Genomic DNA, 17653 nt, shown 5'->3' on the forward strand with positions numbered 1-17653 from the left:
AACTAGCAACGTAGCGCACATAAATTTATCAACTCAGGGCAGGATTGAACTATTTTCAGGGCAGGGTGTTTATGTTCAGGGGTGGAGTTTCCTAAAGCATAACGGGACAGGCCATTCATTGGAAGACGACTTTGTTATGAAATAATGAGTATTTACACTTCCTTATTTTGGTTGCTATACTGAAAGTAAATAGCATCTGAGGTGAGTGTATGAAAAAGATAGTAATAGGCTTTATTGCTGGTGCATTGTTTATGGTTTCTGCTCAAGCCTTCGGTGACGGATTATCTTTTATCGGTAAAAAAGTAGAGGGAGAAGCCCCTATAACAATAAACGGCAAAGTTGTTGGCGACGCAATCATCATTAAGGGTAAAAGCTTTGCTCCAGTACGTGAGCTGACGAATGGCTTTGGTGGGAAAGTTGATAGTGCAAGCAGTGGAGGGATCGCTTTGAGCTCTGATCTGACAAATGAAAAAGTTGTTGATGATAATTCTGCACAAATTACTGATCTGCAGAATAAAATCGCAAGTAAAAAAGCAGATATTGAATCGATCAAGCAAAAAATTGAAAACATCCAGAAAAAGGTGGATGAGAGAAAAGCACAGGGAATCAGTGCCGATGTTCAAATGATCGAATTAACTACAATGAAGCAAGAGCTCGTGAACCAAATAGGTAAGCTTACAGAACTAGAATACAGTTTGAAGTACGGCAATAATGATTGATTCAAAAAGAGCCCCGTCAAAGGGCTCTTTTTTATGCTCAAAATTGGAGGTGTGATATGGCAACCTACGACTACGGGATCCGCCAGGGTTTGAATAACCAGGGCATTGATAACAGCCGTATCGGGTATTCCAATGGGTATGTGACGGTGGACGGGAAAACTTCATGCAAGCAGATCTCAACAACAAGGGGGCAGCTGATCTGACAATCTGTACGGAGAACTGCTGTTCACGGCTATCCCACACCAATGTCACGATCGTAGCCTACATTGGCGTAACCAGTACCGTAATCATTCTTGTTACCAGCAACCGGAAAATACTGCTTATAGATTTTATCTACATCGCTTTTTTATTTAGATATCCATCTAATCGGCAATCAGACAATGTTCTTGTCCCTCGACAGGTTTATACTTTCTGATTTCAAAAAAAGGGAGATCGCTCCCCTGCCAACGCATGAAAAGCATACGCTGCAAATGAACCGTCTCCCTAATTTCAGAACAAACCGGTGGTAGTTATGCTTATATTTATTTCCGAACGAAAAACTCTCCTGTCAGTGGGGCGTCGTCCGAGTTAGGTCCGACCATCACCTCAAATTTACCCGGTTCCACAACCCATTCATAGTTTCTAGTAAGTGTTCGGAGTTGTCTGTATCCCAGTGTCAACATGATGCGCTTTGTTTCGCCTTTTTCAAGATGAATTCGCTTAAATCCCGCAAGCTCCTTGCATGGTCTGACCGTGCTGCTGAATTCATCCCTGATATAAAGCTGAGCAACTTCCTCACCTGCGACATTTCCCGTATTGGTTACGTTAAACGATACGTTTACTTCCCCATCCGGAGATATCTCCTTAGCTGAAATATCAAGATCCGAATAAGCAAATGTTGTGTAACTCAGACCAAACCCGAATGGGTACAACGGAAGCCAGTCCATTTCAACATATTTATGTCCATAGAACGGTCGGCGATTATAGAATACAGGCAGCTGACCTACCGATCTCGGGAAAGACATAGGAATGCGGCCTGCAGGGTTGACATCTCCGAAAATCACCTCTGCCATGGCATTCCCGCCCTGCTCGCCAACAAACCATGCCTCTACGATCGCATGCAGATGCTCTGCCTCCCATGTGATCGACATCGGACGACCGTTTTGGAGCACAAGAACAACGGGCGTTCCGGTCTCATAAATTTTCTTGACGAGTTCAAGTTGTCTGCCCGGAAGATTCAGGTCCGCTCGGTCAAGGTTTTCTCCACTGGTCTGCTCGTTGTCACCCACCGCAACAATGGCAACATCCGCATCTTGTGCCGCCTTCACCGCTGCATCCATATCGTTATTACCAAGACTATAACCAAGGATAACCCTTACGCCACGGGAATCGTTGAGATATTCAACCTTAACGTCGTACTCCTCGCCTTGCACAAATTGGAACGCAACCATCTGATTGGCGTCATGGTCACCCCAACCGTCAACAAACATCTTGCCGTCGACCCACAGACGCATGCTGTCCATACTGCTTAGTCCAATGTAACCATCCACGGTAGCGTCCGGTTTAATTTTGCCTGTCCAGCGAACGGTGAAGTTATCTGCGTTTACGCCGTCAGCAGGTTTGGTATAAATCCAGTTGAAGTTAATTTGCCTGTCATTTCGCACGCAAGCAGGTTCTCCCTCAAAAGAAAGAGAATTGTAGTACTCACCCAAAAGCCCGTCGTTGCCGGCATGGTCCTTGAGCCATTTGTCCGGTAAAGGCATAAGGTCGGACTCCAGAATCTCGCATCCTTTGGCATAGATCACTTCGGTCTTATCCGAAACGGTGTTTTTGATACCCTGCAAAAGCGTAACAGCATACTCAGGCACAACAGGACTGCTGTAATCTCCGTAACGTGGAACATCGGCGCTTGGTCCGATCACTGCAATCTTGCCGATATCTTTTTGGAGAGGAAGCGTGTTTTTGCTGTTTTTTAACAGAGTGATCGACTTTCTTGCAACTTCAAGAGCTGTCTGCACGTGCTCCTCACAGTGGACAACTTTCGAAGAAAGCTCGATATTCGTATATGGATTTTCAAAGAGCCCGACTGCAAATTTAACGGTAAGGACACGACTTGCGGCTGTGTCTACAACCTTCTCGTCTACCTCGCCTGATTTTACAAGGTCAATAATGTTGTCCTGGTATATATCATGTGGAAAATCGTAAAGCTGCATATCAACGCCGGCTTCGAGGCCCATCTTAATCGCTTCCCGTTTGCTTTCGGCCACATAGTGACAAGTATGCAGCATGGAGACCGCCGTCATGTCCGCTCTGACGAAGCCCTTCATGCCCCACTGGTCGCGGAGAACGCCGGTAAGCAGCGAATGGTCAGAAGCGACTGGCGTGCCGTCAATGGAGTTATACGAACACATGGTATTCATGGCTCCCGCTTGGAAAGCAGCCTCAAATACAGGCAGACAGAAAAATGCATTGTCATGATGCCCCATCATAGCCGGAGCACAATTGTGTCCTCCTCTTGGTGCACCGTATCCTGTAAAGTGTTTAGGTTCCGACACCACGGCATCGGGTCTAGTGAGGTCATCCGTTTGAAGCCCTTTTACCATGCTCTCTGCAAACAGAGACCCCAGATAAGGATCCTCTCCGTATCCTTCTTCCACTCGTCCCCATCGGATTTCCCTGGCGAGGTCGAGAACAGGTGCCCACACCTCATGTATACCAAAGCTGCGCGCCTCGGAAGCGATTATTCTTGCTTGTTTATATCCGAGTTCAGGCTCAAATGTTGATGCAAGTGCAACCTGCTGAGGGAGCACTGTACAGCCTCTCCATCCAAAACCGTGAAGTCCCTCTTCACTGAAGAGTACCGGAATTCCCAATCTTGAATTTTGGATGATATACTCTTGAATTTTATTGGCTGTCTCTGCTTTGGAATTTCGGTTTTGGATGCATCCGATTCCAATTCCGGCAGATATCTTCTCCATTTTTTCATAGTTCAGCGCATCTGCATTTAAGCCTTCTACTGAGTCGGAAATTTCATTGCCCGAATAAATATCAAGCTGTCTTACCTTTTCTTCCAGCGACATTCTCGATATAAGGTCCGCAACTCTTTCTTCAATCGGCAAGCTTGCATTCATATAAGGGTAATGTTGCAAGTCTTTTCTTGTGCTCATTGTTTTCTCCTTTTTGCTCTCTAAGTGTTTGACACTTCATGTGTTAGACCGGGATTGCCGATACGCATGACTGTGCGCCTTTCCTATGAACAGCGTTTGAACGTGAATCATGATTTCGGAAACATTATACTTTCATGAGAACCACTTTGTCTATCGAATAAACAAAGTTGATAGGATTTAACTCAAAAGTGATGACCTAACCTTACTTTTCTTATTTCAAATGGCAACCTCCCGCCATATCCGAAACTTAACACCAATCATCTTTGTCTACTCAAGCACTATTTTTACTGTACCTATTTGATAAGGCTGGATGACCATCTTGAGTGTTTTATCCTCTACCCTTAGCTCTTCCTTATATGCTACCTTTTGTTCATTAATATCTGTCCAATAGGCATGCTTGATTCGTTCTGGACAAATCAATGTGATGGTGTCTATTTTCCCTTCCATCTCATAAAAACGCACGATGAAACTTCTATCCCCTTCCTCTGCTCCTTTGATACAAGAAACTACAGAGGTCTGAGACTCAAATGCTACAAAGGAATGTCTTGGATTAAGCTTCCCTTGTTGTCTTAACCCTGTTACTACAGTCAACTCGTGGTTATATTGTTGGACATAGTCATGTAGCACTTTGGGATTGCTGGATTGCATAGCACCTAATCCAAATTCGAGATGATTGATTCCATATTCTGGACATGGATCTGGATCGTAAGAGCCTCTGAGTAAGGTAAGGGTAAGGCTATGATTTACGCCTCTAAATCCATAACCTACTTTGGACATGAGCATCACACTCGCTGATCCGTCCTGATCTTCTCCATAGATATAGTTATTCCCTGGAAGATCTATGTCTAGTGCTTGCCTTGTAACGCTGCCGAAAGGAACATCATAATGATACATGGCACATGAATCGTGAAGCGGCATATAGAATTGCAGTTGCGGTACGCCTTTTCCAAGACACCCCACCTCTTGCCAATCACATTCCACTTTAAAATCTAGATGACTGCTGCCTTTATCTAAGGAAACGATAACTTTAAGCTTTGAATTCCTAAAACTTAACTCATAAGCTATTTGGCTTCTTAATGTACCTGCTGCACTTGTGATTTCTAGATTTTGATGAATCCATTCGATATGTTTGTAGCGTCCAACAAACCAAGAGGACATTCCTGTACCCTCATCTGTAATCTCCTTATGGTCTGCCTCATCGACTAACCTAAATATCCCTGATTTTCTCGCAGCGTCGATCATTTCTTTCCCAGTTGCTTTATCAATCATCGAATCAATCGATCCGTCTAAGCTATTAAACACAACTTTAATCTTCTCATTTTCTAATGTATAGCATGGTTCATTTTGGGTACGTTTTTCATGCCAATAACTTACTTTAACCTGTTCAATAGCCTGTTCCGTTAACATGTATGTTGCATAACCGCATGCGGGAACATCCACTTCTATTGCCACATTTAGATAATTGTGTCCCCAATAGTGATTAAAGTCTTTTTCCAAAACCTGGTGTGATACGACTTCACCTTTTTCATTGGTAAACAACATACGCTCGTGGTCATATGGCCATTCCCAAATCATCAATTCAACCACTTCTTGGCGGGCCTGCATCGTTGGATTAAATACATGATACATTCGGTTTTTGCCTGTACCATTCTCATACTGTGAAGATCCTGCACCGGCACCATAAGCCAAGCCTGGTTCATCCTTGCCCTCACTTACGATAAAATCAGCCGTGTGAATTTGCTGAGCGATTTTTTGAAGAGCTAGTTTCTTGTTGGTGTTGGTTGTTGCTGCAACCTCTTGATAAAGGCCTAGAGCATAATCTCTTGTGGCATCAACCCCTGAACCTGTCAAAATATCATGGAACTGATTAAACAATACCGATCTCCAGACATTTTCAAAACTTTGCTGTGGGTAACGGGCTCCTTGGGTTACAGTGGCCAATGTACTAAAGAGCTCTGCTTCGTACAACCCATTTTCAGAAGCTTTGTTGCCCTTTTTAATCCGGCTCTGAGAGCTGTAGCATCCATCACAAATGAAATTCTGTTCTTGGTATTCAATAGGCAGCTGCTCTTTATACTTTTCAACGATTTCAAAATACTCTCTATACGTCGAAAATTTCACTTTAGGATAGATTGGCCACGTGGCCACATCCTTGATTCGTTCAATGTCTCTTCTTGTGGGTCCACCGCCATGATCACCTACCCCGTAGACTTTTAATACAGAAGGAATATTTGTTCGATCCGCTATATCTGGCACACAAAGACACATGTCTGATTGAATAAACGCATTATAAAATTGCGGTTCCCAATTGACGATGATTTCAGCGTCCGAAGGACTTTTCCACCGATAAAGTGTTGGTCCTTCTTTGCGCCCTCTGCAGTGATAGTAATACTTCACGCCGGCTTTGGTGAGAATCTCCGGTGTGTTGATACTATGTCCAAATGTATCGGGTTCAAAATCAATGTTGAAGGAATCTAATGGCAGATCAAACAGTTGAGACAAGTATTTTTTCGTATATAACAATTGTCTCGCTTGGCTCTCTCCATTTGGCATATTTTTATCTGCCTCAACCCATGTCGATGCTGTAATCTCCCATCTGCCTTCCGCCACTCTCTGCTTAATCTCTTCTAACATTTCCTGATCATAGGTTTCTACAATTTTATACAGTGATGCTTGAGATTGTGAAAAAGTAAAATCCTCAACCTCTCTCATGATTTGTAACATCGTTCGAAATGTATCTAAAGTGATACCTACGGTTTCATCAAAGCCCCATTGCCAATTCATATCAATATGCGCATGGGCCACACATAACATTTCAAACTGCTTGGCTTCTTCTTGAAGTGGCATGAGTTTATTCTCCATCTTACTTACCAGATCATTGGTGAAAGCCCCATGCGCGTCATATCCCTCGACTAAATCCTTCTCCACTTCTTGAATAAGATCATCAAATGCCCCTTCTTTTCTTGCTGACAAAAGGGTTGCATACTGCATTTGTGTCATTGCACGGTCTTCTTGATAGGTTCGTTTTTTATTACGTAATCTATTGGTTAATTTCTCAAGCATCGCTGGTTCCTCCTTATGTTATGAGAAATCTCATCAAATTTTGGGGGTATCGTAGAATTTAGTGTACAATATCTATGTATAAGAATCTTTAAGTCTGCTGGACATTAGATTGAGAAATAACGACATGGGAGGGTCTATTATGGCTAACATCATTAGTTATCTGACTGCTAAAAATTTCACCATTAGCCTTAGTGGACTTCAGATCAAAGTACTAGATGCTGCCGTATTAGATGCTGGATCGCATTGGGAAAAAGAAGATCACTTTCATACTTACTTTGAATTTCATATGATTAAATCCGGGAAAGGTATTGTGTCGATCGAGGGCCAGGCACTCTCTTTTCAAGAAGGAGACTTCTATATCACGGCACCTTATGTGACACACCAACAAGTATCTAATCCTATAAATCCTATGGTTGAATACTGTTTGCAATGTGAAATTAGCCGATCTGATCTACCAGATTCCGCCTACTTTCATTCATCAGAGGATACAGAATTTTTCATCAATGTCCTTTCGACTACCTACCCTCGCACCTTCCGAGACAACTATGGCGCCATGGGGTTATTTGATTCCATTATCCAAGAAACATCCCATAAACTCCCAGGATTTTCTTTGCAAATTCAACCATTATTATTCCTTTTAGTTGTAAGCTTATTTCGCTCTGTGATAACAACACTTGATCATACCCAGATTCCTGATCCGCAAAGTGATGTCCGAATGTCCCGTATTATGAATTTTATCGAAAACAACTATCACATTTCTCCTACGATTGATGATCTGTCTAAGCTGATTTTCCTTAGCCCGAAACAGATTAATCGGATTATGAAAAAACATGTGGGCCATACCTTTAACGAACAACTTTTACTTTACAAAGTCTCCAAAGCTAAACACTTATTGAATCATTCTACCCTAAGCACGCAAGCGGTAGCTGATGCTTGTGGTTTTTCTAGCCACTACTATATGTATCAAGTTTTTAAACGGCTTGAGCTCCCTCCGCCGGCGAGTTTTAGAACAACGCGAAGTAACGATTTATACAAGATCCCGCCTATGTAATTTGTATCATTCGAGCAATGGATAGTCTTTCGAAATTACGCCAGATCGTGTATAACGCTTTTCTCGACTCAGAATTCTAATCGATGAAATACTCAAAACAAATAGCACCCCTTCAAACATAAAAGAGTGCCACCATGCTAATATTCACAAAATCGATGAATAACTTCCCTTCACCGTTTCACTTTATAAAACTCATGATGCAGCTTCATGAGCGCCCGCTTCTCGATCCGTGATACGTAACTCCGCTAGATGCCGAGTTCTTTCGCGATCTCCCGCTGCGTCCGCTCTTCCCCGCCGAACTCCAGACCGAAGCGCCCTTTGATCACTTCCTGCTCGCGTTCATCCAATGTGTCCAGGTTGCGGTATATTTTGCTCTTCTCGATCTTGAGCTGTGTGCACAAAATACCTATGTACTAGCTTTTCCTGTTCTTTTATTAACAGAACCATCTGGAGCTGAGACTCTATCTGTTGTTATGCCAGTATTCGCATCTGTGAAAATTTCTTTTTTGTAAAATTCTACAATTACTTCTTGTTCAACTCTGGAACGCAATTGAACAAACTCCAATTGATTATGCAAACAATCGCTTCTCTTTTGCAATTTCATTCATTAAATCTTCCGCTTGCGGGTATAGTCCTATTTCATCTATAAAAGCATGATCTATACCATTGTACTGAATATGTTTCGTAGGAGCGCCACATCGTGAAAGCTTCTTTGCATATGTTTCAATGTGATTTGAGCAGGCTTATCGTTCAGTCTTTATTTTTGTCATAATCACGGTCTTTATCGCTACTAAATCCCCGTTACGTTTCCAATCCTATTTGATAGGTTTGGGAAAGTAAATGCTCATCTTGTGGTCTAGAATAAACCCAGTAAGCCAATTTAACCAGTAAAGGTGAGGTGTCGATAATGGGAGTTATACCTTATAACATTACAACAGCTGATAAAGAAAAGTTTAATCAAGACGGTTATTGGATCAGTCCAAAATTGCTGGATGACAAGACGATCGAGCGTCTCCGAGGCGCGCATGAGCGCATTTGGAAGAAAGATTACGATGGGGCTGGCCTGCCTCTTCATGACTTCAATCTTTCTGAAAATCCATATGCTCTTCGTAAATTCGATAATGGTTGGTGGGTTAACGATGAAGTTCGCAGTGTCGTCACCGATCCGAATTTAGGCCAAATGGCTGCGAATCTGCTGAATGAGGACGAAATTCGTCTTTGGCATGATCAAGTAATCTACAAGCCGGGTACTTCAGGACAAAAAACAAATCTAGGAAATGTAGGCTGGCATCAGGATTACGGCTTTTGGCGTGCAAGCAGTACAACTAATATGATAACGGTTTGGATTGCATTGCAGGACACGGACCTGAATAACGGCGGTATGATGACAATCCTTGGATCACATAAGTGGGGTGCTATCGAGGGAAGTGACACTTTCTTCGAACAGGATATGGAAAAGCTGAAGCAGCGTTTTGCAACGCGAGATTGGGTAGAGGAGCCTTGTATTCTAAAAGCTGGCCAAGCGAGCTTCCACCATGCCCTTACATTCCATGGCTCGTCAACGAATTTCACAGATCAGCCTCGCTTATCTGTTGTCGCTCATTTAATGCCTGGAGATACATCCTACAAAGAGGGTAAAGCTCGGCATGATAATGTTCGATTGCTCGGCCCACGTCCACAATTCGGACAGAAGTTCGATAATGAGTTCTTTCCGTTACTGTATTCGAATAAGCAGTGAGAGACTTAGCTAAGGAACAGAGGGATTAAATATGACAATAAAGAGGTCTCAGCAATTAGGAAATACGGCACGCAGCTATGATCTTGTTCCAGGCTGGGCAAAGCTCCCTGCTCACTTAGAGTTTGGCTATACACATGGAATTGTCGTAGATCAACAGGATAACGTCTATATTTTTCATACAGGCAAGCCCTCAATTTTCAAATTTGATGAGTCTGGGGAATTTAAAGCGGCTTGGGGCGAGGAGTTCGAGGGTGGCGCACACGGATTTTATCTTCATACGGAACGAAATAATGAATACCTGTTTGTTACAGACACCGCTCGCGGTAATGTGGTGAAAATGGATTTAAACGGGAAGCACTTGTTGACATTGGGAACACCGGATCGTCCTGATATATACAACGAAGAGTTTAAATATGTCCCTACAGATGTAGCCGTTTCGGCAAATGGCGATATTTATGTAGCCGATGGCTATGGACAAAGCTGGATTCATCACTATACGGCAGCAGGGGAATATATCCGTTCCTGGGGTGGAAAAGGTACAGAAATGGGACAATTAAACTGTCCACATGGCATTTCCATCGATATACGTAGTGGTATAGAAGAGGTTTATGTAGCCGATCGCGGTAATCATCGAATTCAAGTCTTTACCTTACAGGGCCATTTCAAAAGAGTCATCGTTGATGATATAGATCAGCCCTGCAGCTTTTATTACTATGGAGATGATCTCTTCTTCCCAGACTTAAACAGTAGGGTTACGATTTTCGATAAAAATGATCGATTGATCTGTCATTTAGGTGAAGATCAACAGGCTTACAAACAAACTGGCTGGCCGAATTTAGCTAAGTCCTACTACAGAGATAATAAATTCAGCTCACCTCATGGAGTTTGTGTCGATTCCAAGGGTTCTGTTTATGTTGCTGAATGGATTATCGATGGACGTGTAACAAAGCTTACATTGGCTTAATTGTATAGTGAAAAATTAAGTAAACCCGCATGTCCTAAATGATTGGACTTGCGGGTTTATTGCATCCCAAATGACACTACTGCTGATAAATCTTCTGGCAAAGCCAACAACCAGGAACAAGTAGAAGACCAAAAAATAAATGTCGGTTTGAAGCGGACAGTAAGGGCTCTTGACCTGACTCCTACTTTCATAATGGGAAAAGCTTAGGATTGCTGCTGTGGTAAGAATTCCCAAATTATCCATCTGCCACATATTCGGGTTATCTACAAGCGAAAAAAAAGAACCAGCTTGCTTCCGACAATCGGCACGCCGCTTTGTCAATCCATTGAAGCTCTACATCGATGAGCGGCTCATGATGGTGAAAAGCATATATGATAACCAGCACTTACAATATCATTCATCTGCGCATTGACACGCCTCGCGGCGACTGTTGCGGTTTAATGCACGCCATCTATTCGCAGAACTCTTTGCCCGCAAAGGTGACGGGCTCGCGGTGCAAAGCTGTACGGTTACAAAGGCAGCAGCGGAGAGATCACTTTGGGTATGTACATCAAAGGCGGCTTACTCACCTTGCTGCAGCGAAAAAAACACCTTCAAGGTATTCTCCATATCCTTCGATATGGCCCAATTTCTTTGAAGGTGTTTCATTTTTCCTCACATCATGAAGTCATTTCCATAGCAGCTTACAAGGCAGGCTAACGATTCCTATTTTTCGACGCTTGTGTTTGTTGTTCCAAATGGAACTTTTACAGGCTCGGACATATTGCCATTAAAGTCTTCCAATACGACCTCGATAACGCCGGAATTTCCCTGAACCGCAAGCGAAGTTAAATCGTCAACACCGCGAGTGGCATACGTTCTTCCATCTTTGAATGTAATCCGTTTGCCATCCTGCCATGCATATAAATGCCACCAATCATTAGATGTCGGCCCGGATAGTTTAACCTTAGATCCCTTCATGGTCGCAATGCCTTCATAAACATCTGCATGATTATCTTTCAATACCCCTGTATGATCTGCATAACTAATTACGCTTCCCTTAGCGTCCAGCAATGAAATTCTAACGGTATATGCTCTTCCGTCTGTATAAGGAACTTCAATAGTCGCTTTATTTGTTCCTTTTGCGAACGTAGTCGAATACTTGTCTTTATGGGAGGAGTAGTTCAATGCTACGTCTACTTTTACTTTAGCGTAATTAACTGCTGGAGTATCCCAGGCTACATCAATGGATGCAACATTTTCTGTTGTCTTGATATTTTTAACCGTATTCGAAAAATCTTTTGGGACAACTGCTGCTTTGCTTTCGCTTCCATCCGCGCCAACAGCTGTAACTTTGATTTTCACTGTACCTGTTGGATCATACAAAGACTTAATGTAAAATTTGTCATCATATGTTCCGCCCAAGAATACTTCTTTGCCATTTTCATATTCCGCATATACATTGTACTGTTGTACTTTGCTGTAATCTGCCAAGTCCCATGAAATATACATTTCAGAAGAATCAAAAGACTTATCAATTTTGAGTCCTGTTGGAGCAGCTGGTTTAGCGACTTTATTGTCAGTAATTTTTATTTCACCAACATTAAACTGGTAATCTTTAATCGTTCCTTGCCCTGGGGTAAAAGATAGACCAAAAGCTGCTAATGTTCTACCCGCATATTTGGATAGATCCAGATTTTTTCGTTCCCATCCTTTTGTTGTTTTGTTTGCTCCGCTTGGAATTTCGATGTACTCCACTTTGGATGGATCATCCTCAAAAATCAAACCAGCTTTAACGCTGCTTGCATCGGTTGCAGATGGTTTATTGTAGGTAATACTTAACATCGAAGTGTTTTTAATGTCCAGCTTAGTTTTGTACAGTTGTACAAAATTAGCGGCATCCAAATCACCAAAGAATGCCAAAGAGCTGCCTCCATTATACCCGCCAACCTGAGTATAATTAGATCCTGCGCTATATTTCTTTCCATAGTCATAATCTACATTCAAACGGGTGCCTTCTGTATCGATTCGCCATTGCCATGTTGGGAGGATATCCTGATTATTGATATTTGCCCATTCGTGATCATTCGAAACTTTACCGTCCACAAAATACTGCATGCCATGACCGGTATTGAAGTTGGTGTGGAAGTTGGAACCGTCAATGACGGATCTTTCCGAGATATATGCCGCCATACCTGGCCATGTCTTATATTTCTGACCTTCGTTTGCTTCTCCACGATTCGGATCATTAGCTGTTATTACAGGGTCCGGATTCGCATTTAAAACAGCTTCCAGCAATTGATCATGTGTCAAGCCGGCTGAATTCAGCGTACCTTTTCCTTCATTATACGTAGGGGAATCTGCAGTACCTGACCACCATGCTCTTTCTCTTGCTGCAACATATTTGTAATATTCAGGGTTTCCACGTCTGTTCTCCGTGTACTTGTTAGGTCCAGAATGGCCAAACAACTGTTCGTCCAGCGCTTCAAAGACCATAGAGCTGCCCAGAGATGCTATACCTGTTCTAGGTACGAGATTTTCATCGTAAGTGTTGAATAAAGACCCGCGGATTCCACTAAATCCGGTTTGGCCTGCTTCAAGCGTATTAAATACCGTATTTCTTGGATCTAAGCCTAGTGAGTTCATGGTTGCTACAGATCCATCTGCCTGGGATTTACTTGGGTCTGGATTTATGTACAATGAATTCCCAGCAATCGTCTGATCAGTTGGCTTTTTGATCCAGTTGCTGAACTCTTTCGCATTTTTGTTATAGTAGTCAATTTCACCCCATTTGCTTTGATTATCTTGTCCATAGAGGTTGGACGCATAAACCTGCACATAAAGGCCTTGTGAAGTCATCGCACGGATAAACTCTTCATAAACCGGCATAAAGTCGGCAGGCAGTTCTTCTTCCGCATTCACGAAGTACCCGTCAAAGCCGTAATATTTCGCGATTTCAACGAGTTTATCGGCCATAGGGAATCTGCCATTCTCGTCTTTATAAATGTAGTCATCCGTATGTTCCGATCTTGGGAAGAAGATACAGCCTAAAGATTGAACACCGTTTTTGTGAGCGGCGTTGGTATATGCCGGGTTTGGAATATTGAGCACACCAAACTCATATTCACGCTGCCACCAGTCTGCTTCAGGATCAAATAAGGAGTCCGGCGTTGGATTTGTCACTACGCCATGCCAAGATGCCGTGTAATCTACATATTGCCAAAAGTTAAATAAATATTGTGCGAACTGATCATTATAGTTCGTCGGGTTGAAAAATTCATTGCCATAGTCCCCAGTTAACATTAAACTTTTGACCTCTTGTTCCAGCTTTGGATTCGCCTGAGTTGGTTTAAATGGCTCATTACGTTTCTGAAGCGGCACTTCCGCTCTCATAAATTCATAGTACTCATCTGTTTCGGGAGTCCAATCCAGGATATTCTGTTTTCGGTATCCATGATAAACCGGTTGATTTTCACCCTTGTAACCTTGTTCACCCTGACGGGGTGGCAAGGTATCGCCGCCGGCATGTACGATTGCAGCATTAGGCAGTATCGTACCAGCAGCCAATACGGATGCCAAGAAGACCGCCAGGTGCTTTTTTTGATTTGGTTTCATTATCACACGCTCCTCAATTTTCAATATATTTATAAAAACGACATACGTTTTTATCGAAGGTAAACTAGCTTTAGTTAGACGTTATTTCTTTTGCGAAGCGTTCCACTTATTCACTTCTTAGGTGATTTGTTCTCCGCCAAGCTTGTCCCAGTCTTCAACGAATTTGTCGAATGGATCGATGGGAATTGCCCCATATATCACTTTCGTGAATATTTCCGTTTCCACTTTGTCCAGGGCTGCCCTCTTCTCCCCTATCGTATTTGTTGGTGCACCGCCATAACAACATTTTTGCGCCCGCTTCAAATCTTTGTCCTGAGCCGCAATACAATAAGAGCATATTTAGCGGCCGTTATTCCTTTGCGATCGACATGGGTGCTTCACCGCCATGAATAGATGGAATAGGATCTTTTATCCATATTCTCGGAAAAGCTCCGTAGGCGTTAAAAAAGCCGTTCGCTGAAGGATATCCATTAATAATTTCTTTGCTCAATGCGACACCAATCGTATCCTGCTTTCCGTTTCCGTCCGGATCTTTGGTTGTAAACGCCTTCGATATCTTCAAAACATCATCCCAAGTAGAAGGGGCAGGAAGGTTAAGTTTTTTAAGCCAATCCGTTCGCACCCACAAGACCGGCGTTTGTGCGCCGATCATCGGTTCTGTTTTGGGCAGCGCAAATAGATTTCCATCGAAAGTAGCCGATTGAAGTGCCATAGGATCTTGTTCGAAGATGTCCTTCACGGCTTGTGAAGCATATTGATCGCCTTCACAGTCCAATCATATTTCAGATTGATCCCCATCTCTCTGTACAGGGATTCCCAGGCATTATTCTGTTCCGACTGACCATCCTGCTCTTTTTATTCTTGTCTACTTAACGGGGTTATGACCAGCCAGGAATACGATAACGGACATTTTAGCGTCAATTAATACAAGACCATACCACCATCTGCAAATAATGTAGTCCCTGTCACATAGCTGGCTTCATCGGATAATAACCATGCTACCGGTGCAGCAACTTGTTCAGGTGTCCCTACTTGCCTGGAAGGAATTTTGTTGATAATTGCTTGTGTGGTCGCCGGATCGCTGAATAACTTTTCATTCATTGGCGTATCAATTGCACCAGGAGCAACCGTATTGATTCGAATTCCTTTATCCGCATATTCTCGTGCTAATGTTTCTGTCAACAGCTTCAACCCACCTTTGGATGAGGCATAATGTACATAATGGGGTTTAGGAATTTGTTGATGAACACTTGAGACATTCACAATGCTGCCTTTGATATCGTGTTTTAGCAAGTAATTGATTGTTTCTTGACATCCTAGAAAGGTCCCACGTAAATTAATATCCATGATGCGATTCCACTCATCTACCGGCAAGCTCTCGGAAGGATATTCAGATTGAACACCAGCATTATTCACGATGCCGTGCAAGGTTCCAAAGTGAGCAATAGCCGTATCCACCAGCTTCTTCGCGGTGTCTACCTTCCCAACGTCTCCTTGACAAGCAACAGCTTGCCCACCCGCTGCTTTAATAAGTGCAATTGCTTCTTCTGCTAAGCGTTTACTACGATCACTTGCAAAATTTATCACTACTTTACATTTTTCTTTCCCTAGACGAAGCGCAATCCCTCTTCCAATTCCTTGTGCTGCGCCGGTCACGATAAACACTTTTCCCTGCAAATCATTGAACATGAGATAACCTCCTTTTGCTACGTGGTTTATCTGCTATTCTGTAATCTTTTCCATGATAACTTCAATTCAAATGACCTTGTCTGCTGAGCCTTTATTTCAATCGCTTCGCCACGTTGCATGGATTCATGTAAGCCCTCTTCATGCGACGCAGAATTCGGCTCAACCCCCATGACATAGCATGCACCATAGAATGGATAGTCTTGAAGACCATTGAACTCTTGCCATAACCAGAGATTCGGCATGATTTCAGTATCCCATTCCACAATAACGCGCAAATCCAGTCTTTCATTATTTATGGCATACCATCCAGCAGATAGATCCTTTAATATCGCAAAATCCGTTGCCTTTTCTACAGGTACGATACTTAAATCACGGGTCGCATCCTTTATAGGCCATGAATACGTCCCTTTCTTCAGACGAGATCGTACCGGATCACGCTCAGCAGATTCAATCGTACGCGCAGGCACTTCAAGGGTTACGCCCGATCCGATCAGCGGGGCACCAAAAGCGATGTGCTGTCCCCATTCAACCCATAAGTCTTGTTGCCCATGGTTCGTTATTCGTTCTTGTATAGCTATCGATTGATCTGCTTCATCGATCATGACAATACGTTCAATAGCATATGGCGTTTTATATAGTCGTGTTGAGAATGTAATTGTAGCCGACGAATCAGATACTTCTCCAACCTTATATTGCCATGGCAATTGGCAAGCCTCGCCGTGGAAATTGTGCATCACGCCATGACAGAAACTGTCTTCACCAGCATTGGGAAATAGAATTTGCCAACCCCCAGGGTAGCTCTGCAGCCAAAGTTCCTTTGATGTATGACAATAGTCGGCTCGACTGCCAAGCTTCCCGATTCCCCAAGGACTTTCCCACAAGATGTTATTGTTATGAATACAGATTTTATAGATATCTCCGCCTTTTTCAGGTAGAAACTCCACCAACAATCCGTTTCCTTTGACTTGCACAACCTCCATCTGACCTGGATTTATAATTTTTTTAATATCCATAGCCTTTACCTTCCTACAGAATGCCGAATTTCTCGAATGCCTCGGATACCTTCATTCCTTTGAGAATGTGGTCTCTAACCATATTTTCACCGTTTACCTTTTCGAATGCTTTGGCTATGACCTCATCTTCGACTTCTTTCGGAACGACGACAATCCCATCCATATCGCCAAAAATCAGATCGCCAGGATGAATCAACACATCGCCAATTTTAATGGTTACATTATAATCAATGACTTCATTACGAGCATAAGAGTCGGTTGGACGCGTCCCTTTCACAAAGACTGGGAAGCCTAGCTCTTTAATTTTCTTTACATCTCGGCATAATCCATCAATGACAGCGCCTCTGCCTCCAGCTACTTTCGTAGCCGCCGACATTAATTCACCGAAAAATGCCGAACGCTCGGAGCCCCCTACATCGCCGACGAATACTTCTCTAGGCTGGATACTGTCTAATACTTCAATTTGTTTCTTGTAGGCTTGGACGGGTTCTCGGGAGACATCTGCGACTTGGACCGTTTTGGCATAACCACACACAACCATGTCGGGATCCAATGGACGAATATGCGGCGGAAGCGCCTGATTTCGCAACCCAAGGCTATCCAAAATGTCGGATATGACCGCCGAATATAGCTTTTCTTGCAATTGATCCAAGTAATCTTGATTTTTCATATTTTT

The 17653-nt window shown here is 43.0% G+C and carries 12 protein-coding genes and 2 pseudogenes; 5 read left to right on the forward strand and 9 right to left on the reverse strand.

Annotation, left to right across the window (positions count from 1 at the left end; translation table 11 throughout):
* Nucleotides 1–209: 209 nt before the first annotated feature.
* Both CJP46_RS24500 and CJP46_RS36665 read left to right on the forward strand, forming a co-directional pair.
* Nucleotides 210–719, forward strand: coding sequence for a hypothetical protein (locus CJP46_RS24500; RefSeq protein ID WP_094598275.1), 510 nt, complete (start codon nucleotides 210–212; stop codon nucleotides 717–719).
* Nucleotides 720–775: 56 nt separating this feature from the next.
* The gene (locus tag CJP46_RS36665; RefSeq protein WP_179281315.1) at nucleotides 776–922 is read left to right on the forward strand and encodes a hypothetical protein; all 147 of its coding nucleotides are present in this window, start codon (nucleotides 776–778) and stop codon (nucleotides 920–922) included.
* A 318-nt stretch (nucleotides 923–1240) separates the two neighbouring features.
* Here CJP46_RS36665 and CJP46_RS24505 read toward each other — a convergent pair whose 3' ends face one another.
* Complete coding sequence (locus CJP46_RS24505; RefSeq protein WP_094598276.1) at nucleotides 1241–3865, reverse strand: glycoside hydrolase family 3 protein; 2625 nt, start codon at nucleotides 3863–3865, stop codon at nucleotides 1241–1243.
* Between the two features lie 267 nt (nucleotides 3866–4132).
* Nucleotides 4133–6928, reverse strand: a complete 2796-nt coding sequence (locus tag CJP46_RS24510) for a glycoside hydrolase family 38 N-terminal domain-containing protein (RefSeq protein ID WP_094598277.1) — start codon at nucleotides 6926–6928, stop codon at nucleotides 4133–4135.
* 139 nt (nucleotides 6929–7067) lie between these two features.
* Here CJP46_RS24510 and CJP46_RS24515 point away from each other — a divergent pair, with 139 nt between their 5' ends.
* Nucleotides 7068–7979, forward strand: coding sequence for a helix-turn-helix transcriptional regulator (locus tag CJP46_RS24515; protein ID WP_179281316.1), 912 nt, complete (start codon nucleotides 7068–7070; stop codon nucleotides 7977–7979).
* Nucleotides 7980–8149: 170 nt separating this feature from the next.
* Here the strand turns inward: CJP46_RS24515 and CJP46_RS24520 are convergent.
* Both CJP46_RS24520 and CJP46_RS24525 read right to left on the reverse strand, forming a co-directional pair.
* Nucleotides 8150–8371 (reverse strand): annotated as a pseudogene (locus tag CJP46_RS24520) (sigma-70 family RNA polymerase sigma factor); the annotation flags it as partial.
* Nucleotides 8372–8388: 17 nt separating this feature from the next.
* A pseudogene (locus CJP46_RS24525) lies at nucleotides 8389–8529 on the reverse strand (DUF3238 domain-containing protein); the annotation flags it as partial.
* Nucleotides 8530–8886: 357 nt separating this feature from the next.
* On the opposite strand from CJP46_RS24525, the gene CJP46_RS24535 reads away from it, so the two are divergent.
* A complete protein-coding gene (locus CJP46_RS24535) occupies nucleotides 8887–9717 on the forward strand; it encodes a phytanoyl-CoA dioxygenase family protein (protein ID WP_094598279.1) in 831 nt (276 codons plus the stop codon).
* Nucleotides 9718–9748: 31 nt separating this feature from the next.
* Nucleotides 9749–10681, forward strand: coding sequence for an NHL repeat-containing protein (locus CJP46_RS24540; RefSeq protein WP_094598280.1), 933 nt, complete (start codon nucleotides 9749–9751; stop codon nucleotides 10679–10681).
* Between the two features lie 705 nt (nucleotides 10682–11386).
* Here the strand turns inward: CJP46_RS24540 and CJP46_RS24545 are convergent.
* The 5 genes from CJP46_RS24545 to CJP46_RS24565 form a co-directional block, all read right to left on the reverse strand.
* Nucleotides 11387–14275, reverse strand: coding sequence for an endo-beta-N-acetylglucosaminidase (locus CJP46_RS24545; RefSeq protein WP_094598281.1), 2889 nt, complete (start codon nucleotides 14273–14275; stop codon nucleotides 11387–11389).
* A gap of 349 nt (nucleotides 14276–14624) precedes the next feature.
* Entirely contained in the window at nucleotides 14625–15050 is a 426-nt protein-coding gene (locus CJP46_RS24550) for an extracellular solute-binding protein (RefSeq protein ID WP_094598282.1), read from the reverse strand.
* Between the two features lie 146 nt (nucleotides 15051–15196).
* Nucleotides 15197–15964, reverse strand: coding sequence for a glucose 1-dehydrogenase (locus CJP46_RS24555; protein WP_094598283.1), 768 nt, complete (start codon nucleotides 15962–15964; stop codon nucleotides 15197–15199).
* Between the two features lie 26 nt (nucleotides 15965–15990).
* The gene (locus tag CJP46_RS24560) at nucleotides 15991–16977 is read right to left on the reverse strand and encodes a DUF4432 family protein (protein WP_094598284.1); all 987 of its coding nucleotides are present in this window, start codon (nucleotides 16975–16977) and stop codon (nucleotides 15991–15993) included.
* A gap of 13 nt (nucleotides 16978–16990) precedes the next feature.
* On the reverse strand, nucleotides 16991–17647 hold the full coding sequence (locus tag CJP46_RS24565; protein ID WP_179281317.1) for an RraA family protein: 657 nt from the start codon (nucleotides 17645–17647) through the stop codon (nucleotides 16991–16993).
* Between the last annotated feature and the right edge of the window lie 6 nt (nucleotides 17648–17653).

The organism is Paenibacillus sp. XY044 (assembly GCF_002257645.1).
In the GTDB taxonomy this organism is placed as follows: Bacteria; Bacillota; Bacilli; order Paenibacillales; family Paenibacillaceae; genus Paenibacillus_AQ.